Source organism: Nitrospirae bacterium CG2_30_53_67, from assembly GCA_001873285.1.
Lineage (GTDB): Bacteria > CG2-30-53-67 > CG2-30-53-67 > CG2-30-53-67 > CG2-30-53-67 > CG2-30-53-67.
In genome coordinates this window covers 1-6,774 of sequence record MNYV01000043.1, presented here as the reverse complement: position 1 = coordinate 6,774, position 6,774 = coordinate 1, and the positions used below count along the sequence as shown (strand labels likewise).

The following is a 6,774-nucleotide window of genomic DNA, read 5'->3' as shown; positions in this document are numbered from 1 at the left end:
CGGATGCCTGTCGCAAGCATGTCGATTCTCGCCTTGATCGGCATGGTGAAGGAATTGGACACGCCGGGAATGGTCAGGACATCGTTCATCTCGTCTTTGAGTTTCTCGACCGTCATCCCCGGCCTCCATTCGGATTCGGGTTTGAGGTTGATCACGGTTTCAAACATCTCCAGCGGCGCCGGGTCCGTGGCCGTCTCGGCCCGTCCTGCCTTGCCGAAGACCTGCGCTACTTCCGGAATCTTCTTCAGGAGACTGTCCTGCATTTGAAGGAGCTTGGTGACCTCGGAGATGGATGCCGCCGGCACGGTCACCGGCATGTAGAAGAGGGTCCCTTCATAGAGGGGCGGCATGAATTCGGACCCGAGCTTGAGGATCGGATAGAGGGTCAGGGCCATGATGATGACGGCGAAGACAATGATTATCTTCGGGTACTTGAGAGAAAATCCGACCCTCGGCTCATAGATCTTGCCCAGCACCACAATAATAGGATTCTTATCTTCCGGTCTGATCTTGCCCCGGATAAAGAGGGTCATCAATACCGGCGTCAGGGTCACGGCCAGGAAAGAGGAGAAGAGCATGGCAAAGGTCTTGGTGTAGGCCAGGGGTTTGAAGAGCCTTCCGGCCTGGGCCTGCAGCGTGAACACCGGGAGAAAACCGACCGTGATGACGAGGAGCGAGAAGAAGAGAGATGGCCCCACCTCTTTGGCGGCCTCAATGATGACATCGGCTTTGCTCCCCTCTCCGCCGTGAGCCTCCCACTCCTCCAGCTTTTTGTGGGCGTTCTCCACCATGATGATTGAGGCGTCCACCATGGCGCCGACGGCAATGGCGATGCCGCTCAGGCTCATGATGTTCGAGGTTACACCGAGATAGTGCATGCAGATGAAGGAAATAAGGATGGCGATGGGGAGCGTCAGGATCACGACCAGGGCGCTCGGGAGGTGAAACAAAAAGATGATGCAGACCACGCTCACGGCAATGGAGAGCTTGATGATCTCTTCCTTGAGTGTATCAATGGACCGGAGGATCAGGTCGGAGCGGTCATAGGTCGTCACCATGTGCACGCCTTCCGGAAGGCTTGGAGCGATCTCTGTTTTGAACTTCTCCTTGACCCGCTCGATCACGCTGAGGACGTTCTCACCGAACCGGACAACCACGATCCCTCCGGCTACTTCTCCTTTGCCGTCCAGGTCAGCGACCCCTCTTCGGATCTCGGGGCCGAGCTGTACCGTGGCCACATCTCTGAGGAAGACCGGCGTGCCCGCGCCGTCGGTCGCGACAGGGATATCCTTCAGGTCCTGAACAGTCTTGATGTACCCCCGTCCCCTCAGCATATATTCGATCCCGGAAAACTCCAGGACCCTTCCTTCCACGTCGTTATTGCTTTTGCGGACGGCCTCCATCACTTTCATGATGGAAATCCCGTATGCCGAGAGCCTGTTCGGGTCTATGGTGACCTGATACTGTTTCACAAATCCGCCGATGCTCGCGACCTGGGAGACGCCGGGTACACTTTCCAGCGCAAGCTTGACGTTGTAGTCCTGGATCGAGCGCAGCTCCGCAAGGTTGTGCCGGCCGGCCTCATCCACGAGGGCATAGGAGAAGCCCCATCCCACACTGGTTGCATCCGGGCCGAGCACGGGGTTGACATCGGCAGGGATCTTGCCTTTTACGGCCTGCAGGTATTCAAGGATCCTGCTTCTGGCCCAGTAGATGTCGGTCCCCTCCTCGAAGATCACGTAGATGAAAGAACTCCCGAGATAGGAGAAGCCTCGAACGACCTGCACCTTGGGGGCAGCGAGCAGTGTGGACGTGATGGGGTAGGTGATCTGGTCTTCCACCAGGTCCGGGCTTCTTCCCGGCCATTCCGTGTAGATGATGACCTGGGTGTCGCTGAGATCCGGGATGGCATCGAGCGGGGTGTTTTTTAATGCCCAGTAACCCCATATGCCCAGAAACAGGACCATCAGGAAGACAACAAACCTGTTCTGCGCGCTGAATCCAATGATTTTGGAGATCATTACTGAACGACCCCTTTCAGTTTGGCCTCGGAATCGATGAGGAAATTGGCCGAGGAGGCAACCTTTTCTCCAGCGGTGAGGCCCTTCAAAACTTCCACCATGCCTTGGGCCCGGATGCCCAGGGTCACCTCCCGGGGTTCAAAGAGGCCATTCCCTTTATCCACGTAGACGATCTGTCTTGCCCCGGTATCGATGACCGCGTCTTCGGGGATGGCGAGTCTTTTCCCCAGGTCGATATGGATCTCCACGTCCGTGAACATCTGCGGTTTGAGCCGTCCTTCCAGATTGTCAATCACAAACCTCACCTTGACCGTTCTTGTATCCCCTGAGATCGAAGGATAGATATAATCGATCTTTGAGGAGATGACCTTGTCCGGTAGAGAACTCAAACGGATGGCTGCCGCGTCCCCGATCCGGATCAGGGGCAATTCATACTCATAGATGTCCGCAAGGACCCAGAGGGTGGACAGGTCGGCGATGTCCACGAGTTTGTCCCCGGGCATGACCCGCATCCCCTGAAGGGCCGGTTTCTGCACCACGTAGCCGTTCACCGGGCTGTAGAGGGTGAGCGTACGCATGGGCTTGCCGGTCTCCTCGATCTTCCTGATCTGCGCATCGCTGATATCCCAGAGCCTGAGCCGTTGTCTCGCTGCATCAAGGATGGTTTCCGCATCCCCGGTGAGCATCCCGGCAAGCAAAGGGCTGCTTGTCTCTTTGCCCTCTCTTGACCACTTGAGGAGGTTGATGAATTCCTGTTCCGTGGCGAAAAGCTCGGGGCTGTAGAGCTCCGCGATGGGCTCTCCCTTTTTTACATATCTTCCGGTATAGTCCACGTAGAGTTTTTCGATCCACCCTTCAAATTTTGTGTTGACCGTGGCCAGCCGTCTCTCATCGTATTCAATGCGCCCGACCGTCCGGACGACCTTCTGCAGAGACTGTACCGAAACAGCAACCGTCTTCAACCCGATGAGCTCCTGCTTGTCCGCGGGGATCTCGACGGCGGGAGCTTCTTGTCTCGAAGCCTTCTGATCAGGCGCCGGCTTGGTCTGGGCGGGCGGCAACGCTCCACCATGCCCGACGTGACCGGTTGCAGGCTCCCCGGCCGAGGCCTGGTTTGGAGCGGAGGTCCATCCCGAAAGGGATAACAGCATAAAGGCCAGTGCGGCCATGACCATGATCTTGAATCTTCTTGTCTTCATCGGATGGCCCTTTCCATCCCCTGCCTCTTTTCAGGAAGGGGAACGAAATCTTCTAAATTCCCCATGATCATCGGGGTGTGGATGCGAAATCACCGGGACTCCCGGTGAGTGATTCCAGTCTCGCAATGGCCTTTTCCCTGGTCACGAACTGCTCCCAGTATAAAAGCTCATAGTCGAGCAGGGATTTCAGGCGGCTGATCACCGTGATCGCCTCGACCTTCCCGGTTACGTAGCCGGCGAGTGCGGCATCGAAATCCTGGTAGGTCTTGGGGATAAGACCCTTCCTGTAGAGTTCCATGAGTTTGCCCGCTGTTTGAAGCATGGAATAGTTATCCCGGATCGAGGACGAGACCATCAGCTTTATGTCTTTGAGTTCATGCTCTCCCTCGGACAGGATCGATTTCGCCTCATAGACACCCTGTCTTTGCTTGGACTTGTAATAGAGAGGAAGGTTGATGGTCGTGGTGAATCCCACCATGTTCTCAAAATCCCCGCCCTTTTTGGACAGGTTTGCACTGAGGGTGAAGTCAGGATAGTATTCCTTTTCGGCCAAATGGATCCCGGCCTCGGCCGAGCCGATCATCAGCTCCCTGGATTTAATCTCCGGAGCATGTTCATACGCTGTCTGGATCAGTTCATCCATGCTGTAGGGATACATGGTTTCATCGGGTTCCGGGGGCTTCCCCAGAGGCGAAGTTGCTTCCCTTCCTGTGGCGCTGTTGAGCATGGCCTCCATGGATTCCACTTTCTGCTTCAGCATCTCTTCCTTTTCGAGGAGCATATACTTTTCCGTCTGGGCCATGAGGAGCTCCTGCTGCGGCGCCATGCCCGATCCGTACCGTGCCGCGGCCGCATCCTCCACCCTCGAGAAAAGGGCGGTCTTATCCCGGATGATGTCGATATTCCGGTATGCGAGGAAGAGATCAAAGTAGAGCTCTTTGACCCTGGCGATGGTCTTCAGCCGTACAGCCTGATAGTCGGCTTCGAGGCTTTGTGCGTCTTTTGCGGCCATCTCCTCCTTGATGGAAAGTTTCCCCGGAAAAGGAAACATCTGTGATGCGGCGAACATCCATTCAGAATCCGCCATCTCCCCGTAGGTGTATCTCCGGGTCCCCTCATTCTGGTACCCGAGCATAAACATGGGATCAGGAAGGCTCCTGGACTGGGGTACCCTGAAGGTCGAGGTCTTCCATCTGGACTCCGCAAGCCGAAGCTCCGGGTTATTCTTCAACGCCTCCTGGACCAGGGCCTGAAGATTCAAGAGTTCCTCGGCCGCCGATGCAGCCGAGGAGATGCATAGGAAACAAAAAAACATAAAACAGATCGTTCGGCAAAAGGTTTTCATAGGGTCTCTTTGCGTCATTGAATGGGTTGATTCCAGTAACAAATCATGTCATCCTCCGATAACAAACAATGTCATTCCCCGGCTTGGAGGCTGTGTCGTAAACTTGATCTCTTCCTTATGTTCCTTCTCCCTTTTGGGGAGAAGGTTAGGATGAGGGGGCTCTTTCCGGTCAACCCCTCACCCTTGCCCTCTCCCCATTCATGGGGAGAGGAAATTTATTGATTGCCCTAAACCTTGTCCCCAAAGGAACGGAGTCTCCATAATTGTGACACAGTCTCTTGATCGGGGAATCCAGCCTTCGACAAGCTCAGGTTGACAATTGTCATGGTGAGCTTTTTTTACTTTGCATCCACAGTGAACTTCATGGTCTCCACCTTTCCCTGCCTGGTGATTTTGATCTCGATGTTCCACGAGCCGGACATGGAAAGCGTCATTTTGGTCTTATACTCCTCGCCGCTCAACGTGGTCTCGGCAATGTAGTTCATGGCCGGCATGCCGGGCATCGCGGGCATAACATAATTCACCATGACGTTTGCATCGGTGACGTACTTGCCTGAGGCATCCTTGATCTTGATGCTGAGATTGTTGTCACCCGCAATCGGTGGATTCCTGTCGATCTGCGCCACGACCTCGTATTCGCCCACCTGCTTCTTCACTTCGTATCCCTTTGACAAATTCGTACATGCCATGAACAATGCGGTTATGGCCAATGCTGTAATGATTTTTTTCATAATCCTCAGCTCCTTTCAATGACCGTTCTGGTCTCTAATTTACGGCTGAGCCGGATGCTGATGCTGCGGCTTCGGCTGTTTGGGCGACTGAACCTCCTGTATCATCCGGTTCCGCATCTCCGTATCCTGCATCACCCGATCCACGATCATGTTCCGGGTCCCCATGTTTGTCATCATCTGGTCCATCATCTGATTCATAAGGCCCGGTTCGAAAACCATCCGGTTCATCATCTCTTTCATCATCTCCTGATTGCCCATGACCCGGTTCATCATCTCGCTGTGCATGGCCGGATCCTGCATCATCTGGTCCATAGCCTTCATCTGTTCCTGATGAGGCATGGTATTCTGAGACAGGGTGCCCGATGATGGGGCATGCCCGCTCATGGGTTCCTGGCCGGGATGATCCATGCCCGTGGACCCTCCCTGCATCTGCCCGCCGCCCATCATTCCGCCGCCCATCCCGGCGAAGAGATAACCGGACAGGGCCAGGACCAATGCTACGGAGCCGCTTAAAAGTTTAAAGGTTCTTTTCATTTTGATACCCTCCTTTTTTTCTTTGGTAGTATATCTGAAACAAAGACTTTTGCAAGCCGTTTATATTCGGTCATGTTATACAGCTATCACATAAGATCCACGCGGAATGAATCCACTCGACCGAAGTCTAAGTCCATGAATCCACACGCACGGATTCCGTATGAGATGAACCACGGGTCAGAATTAACGTTGGGCGCGATATTTTAAATGCGGAAAGTTCTGTTTATAATGAAAAGGGGATGAGTTCGAACAGGCGTCTGCGGCAGTACCAGGCAGGTCAGCCTGGCGGCATTGAGTGTGTCGCCGGGCATATGGGAGATGTTGCAAGCAAGGTTTCCCGGCACCGGGTCCAATGACATCGCGGCCATGACCTTCTGACTCTCGATGTTTCCTGTCATCAGGCACTGGCACAGCGGGCAGGTATCAGCGCCGGAGTTGGAAGAGCCGTTTTTTGTGTCCGATGCCTTGTCATGGCAGGCCTTCATGGGCATATCGCCGTGACAGGGGCTCTTTTCGGACATGGCACTACAAGATCCGGTTGCATGATGACCAGCGGAGAGGCAGGCACAGAAGACCGGATTGGTCTGGAACACAAACAGGAATAGAGCGATGAACAGGGGTGTTCTAAGCCTCGATTTTTTCAATTGCTTTTTCATGGTTTGATTCACCATATAAAGTAACTTACCAGAATAAGTTTTTGTTGTCAATTAGAATGTCCTGGCCTAAATTCCGCGATAGAAATTCCAAAATTATTCCCTCTCCCTTGATGGGAGAGGGCAGGGTGAGGGTGAATCGTTTTCACCTTTAAGGTTACCCCTCCCCCACACCCCCTCCCACAAGGGGAGGGGGATTTTCTTGGAAAACAATTTTCTATCTCTGTTTTTGGGTCCTAGCTCTCCCCTTGACGCATCGAAGATTCAGCGTTAGATTGGAGAATATTGGCG

The 6,774-nt window shown here is 54.1% G+C and carries 5 protein-coding genes and 1 pseudogene; all 6 read right to left on the bottom strand.

Annotated features, from left to right (window positions below):
* The 6 genes and pseudogenes from AUK29_02445 to AUK29_02420 all read right to left on the bottom strand — a co-directional run bounded on the left by AUK29_02445 (position 1) and on the right by AUK29_02420 (position 6,321).
* Positions 1-2,021 (bottom strand): annotated as a pseudogene (locus AUK29_02445) (cation transporter).
* Positions 2,021-3,220: a hypothetical protein gene (locus tag AUK29_02440; GenBank protein ID OIP65551.1), complete on the bottom strand. Its 1,200-nt coding sequence runs from the start codon at positions 3,218-3,220 to the stop codon at positions 2,021-2,023. Before AUK29_02440 ends, AUK29_02445 begins: the two are co-directional and overlap by 1 nt.
* 67 nt (positions 3,221-3,287) lie before the next feature.
* Positions 3,288-4,565 carry a hypothetical protein gene (locus tag AUK29_02435; GenBank protein ID OIP65550.1) on the bottom strand — a complete coding sequence of 426 codons (1,278 nt, stop codon included), beginning with the start codon at positions 4,563-4,565 and terminating at the stop codon, positions 3,288-3,290.
* Positions 4,566-4,903: 338 nt separating this feature from the next.
* The gene (locus AUK29_02430) at positions 4,904-5,296 is read right to left on the bottom strand and encodes a hypothetical protein (protein OIP65549.1); all 393 of its coding nucleotides are present in this window, start codon (positions 5,294-5,296) and stop codon (positions 4,904-4,906) included.
* Positions 5,297-5,335: 39 nt separating this feature from the next.
* Complete coding sequence (locus AUK29_02425) at positions 5,336-5,830, bottom strand: hypothetical protein (protein ID OIP65548.1); 495 nt, start codon at positions 5,828-5,830, stop codon at positions 5,336-5,338.
* Positions 5,831-6,033: 203 nt separating this feature from the next.
* Entirely contained in the window at positions 6,034-6,321 is a 288-nt protein-coding gene (locus AUK29_02420; protein ID OIP65547.1) for a hypothetical protein, read from the bottom strand.
* Positions 6,322-6,774: the final 453 nt, after the last annotated feature.